General features: G+C 67.4%; 2 protein-coding genes and 1 pseudogene. 1 reads left to right on the top strand and 2 read right to left on the bottom strand.

Going from position 1 to position 2,731, the window contains the following annotated elements; translation table 11 throughout:
• The first annotated feature begins 552 nt into the window (after positions 1 to 552).
• Complete coding sequence (locus MFF42_RS25700) at positions 553 to 1,986, top strand: MFS transporter (protein ID WP_238258796.1); 1,434 nt, start codon at positions 553 to 555, stop codon at positions 1,984 to 1,986.
• A gap of 137 nt (positions 1,987 to 2,123) precedes the next feature.
• Here MFF42_RS25700 and MFF42_RS25695 read toward each other — a convergent pair whose 3' ends face one another.
• Together MFF42_RS25695 and MFF42_RS25690 are read right to left on the bottom strand one after the other, a co-directional pair.
• A complete protein-coding gene (locus MFF42_RS25695) occupies positions 2,124 to 2,375 on the bottom strand; it encodes a hypothetical protein (RefSeq protein ID WP_238258795.1) in 252 nt (83 codons plus the stop codon).
• Between the two features lie 57 nt (positions 2,376 to 2,432).
• A pseudogene (locus MFF42_RS25690) lies at positions 2,433 to 2,731 on the bottom strand (hypothetical protein); the annotation flags it as partial.

Below are 2,731 nucleotides of genomic sequence, written 5' to 3'. Positions count from 1 at the left end.
GGGGAGGAGAGGGGCGATGACCGAACGATCGAACGGAGACCGTATGAGACGGTTTCGGCCGCTCGCGACCGAGGGTGCCGCTGCCTTGATCTCGGCCCGAATACTCGTAAAGACTGTCGATCCATTAGTCTTGGCCGCTTTTCTCGAAACCGGTGGGACGTGTCGCGGCGGCTGAACGTGCTGAATCGCGCGGAGCGGCGGCGGGGTGAATCGGACCGCCGCGCAACAAATCGCAAAAAAACGTCGGTCCGCGACAAGTCGCGGCGGATGACTCGATCAAAGTAGTCCCCGGTTGCAGCCTGTGCGGGCGCCGGCTGCGGCTCTCATGGATAAAAATATTCGGCATTGCCGTGCGGGAGGAAGACCAGCGCCGGTCTTCGACTGAAACGTATTCATGGTTGCCGTGGTGCGATGCATCGCGGCGATGAGCGCATGAGCGCATCCGCCATTTCAGGAATCGCTTTTTCTTCTCAGTGGCCCTGCGGAGAGAGACAAACTATGCTGTCAATGCATGTTGAGGACGACAAGGATTGGAAGGCTTCGGACTGTACCGTGACCGAGCCGTCGACGATCCGGCGCGCCATCTCGGCGGCGTCGATCGGGAACGTGGCCGAGTGGTACGATTTCGGCGTCTACGCCTTCTTCGAGCCGACGATCCAGAAGGTGTTCTTCTCCAATCTCTCCCACACGATGGGTGAGATCGCGACGTTCGGGCTGTTCGCGGTCGCGTTCCTGATCCGGCCGCTCGGCGGCATGTTCTTCGGTCCCCTGGCCGACCGGATCGGCCGCAACAAGGTTCTTGCGGCGACGATGATCCTGATGGCCGTCGGCACCTTCGCGATCGGCTGCATTCCCAGCCAGGAGAGCATCGGCATCGCCGCGCCGCTCCTGCTTCTCTGCGCCCGGCTGGTCCAGGGCTTCTCCACCGGCGGCGAGTACGGCAGCGCCATGACCTTCATCGCCGAGTACGCCCCCGACCGGCGGCGCGGCTATCTCGGCAGCTGGCTGGAATTCGGCACCTTCACCGGATACCTGCTGGGCGCCATCGTCGTCACCGTGGCGGGCGTTGCCCTGACCGAGGAGCAACTGCTCGATTGGGGCTGGCGCCTGCCCTTCTTCCTGGCCCTGCCGCTCGGGCTCATCGGCGTCTACCTGCGCACGCAGCTCGCCGAGACGCCCGCCTTCGCGGCCCTGGAGCAGGAGACGGAGGATCGCGAGAAGCGCCTGCGCGCGGGGCAGACCGCGAAGGACATCCTCGTCCTCTGGCCCTACGTCCTCGTCTGCATGGGGCTGGCGCTCGCCTGGAACGTGCCGAACTACATGCTGACCTCGTACATGCCGACCTACGTCACCCAGACCCTGCCGATGATGCAGCGGACCGGCGGCATCTCGCCGACGGAGTCGCAGGTCCTGCAGATCGCGGTGATGGTGCTCGCGCTCCTGTCGATCCCCTTCATCGGGCGCCTGTCGGACCGCTTCGGGCGCAAGCCCTTCGCCCTGATCGGGGCGATCGGCCTCGTCGTACTGGCCCTGCCGATGATCCTGCTGATCCGCAGCCAGAGCGAGACCGCGGTCTTCCTCGGCCTGCTGATCATGGGGATGCTGCTGATCTGCTTCAGCGCGACGATGCCTTCGACCCTGCCGGCCCTCTTCCCCACGAATGTCCGTGCGAGCGGCCTCTCGATCTCCTTCAACGTGTCGGTGTCGCTGTTCGCCGGGACGACCTCGGTGGTCGTCGGATCGCTCGTAGCCTATACGGGCGACCTCAATTGGCCCGCCTATTACCTGATGATCGCCGGCGTGATCGGCGCCGTCTCGATCCTCGCCATCCGCGAGCCCAACGGGACGAGCATGTGGGGGTCGCCGCCGGCCGCAGCGAGCGAGCAGGAGGCGCACGACCTCGTCGGGAGCTACAACGCGACCTCGGCCGGCGGCGGACCGGCGCTGTCCGTGCCGGTGGGGGTTGCCCCGCGTCAGATCGTTTGAGCGCCGCAACGGGACCAAGCGCTTCGACGGTGGCCACCGAGAGCCGATCCCGCCCTGTCGGGATCGGCTCTCGTCTTTTGCCAGCTCGCCCGGACGGATCGGCTGCCCCGCTTCCGACGCGCGCAGCCCCAGCCGGGTCAGTAGCGATATCCGCCGGAGCGCCGCCCCTCATAGAACCGAGACCCGCGATACGACCGGCCGTCATGGCCGCCGTACTCGTGCTTGCGCCGCCATCCGTGGGCCGGCGCCCAGGGCGGCGGACCGCCGTGGTGGAAGCCGCGTCCGCCGCGCGCCCAGGGCGGGTCGGCCATGGCGGACGTGGTGGTTCCGACGATGCCGCCGGCGAAGGCCAGCACCGAGAGGAGGGTGAGGGTCGATCTACGGAGCATCGGGCCTCCTGACATCAGATCAGATCGGATGGGATCGGGGGCGGCGCCCGGCCGGCCTCACCGGCCGGTCGTCGAGCCGGTGGTGGTGGTCGATTTCACGGGCTTCGAGCCGGGCTCGTGCGCCATGGTCTTGGTGCGCGACTCGACGGCCTCGCCGTCGCGGACCTTGGTCTTGGTGTGCGACTTCGAGAACGTGCCGCCGTCATGGGCCATGGCCTTGGATTGGCCGTTGAGGCCGCCCTGGCCGGTCTCGTTCACGTGCGAGCGGTCCATGGTCTTGCCGCCGGCCGCCGCGCCGCCGGTCGCGAGCGAGGAGCCCGTGGAGCCGTTCGCCCCCGTCGAGGTGCCGCCCGTGC

It is taken from the genome of Methylorubrum podarium (genome assembly GCF_022179745.1).
In the GTDB taxonomy this organism is placed as follows: Bacteria; Pseudomonadota; Alphaproteobacteria; order Rhizobiales; family Beijerinckiaceae; genus Methylobacterium; species Methylobacterium podarium.
This window is presented reverse-complemented; position numbering and strand designations above follow the sequence as displayed.

Coding starts and splice junctions, on each gene's coding strand:
- MFF42_RS25695 (WP_238258795.1), bottom strand. CDS start 2,375: ATGCTCCGTAGATCGACCCTCACCCTCCTCTCGGTGCTGGCCTTCGCC.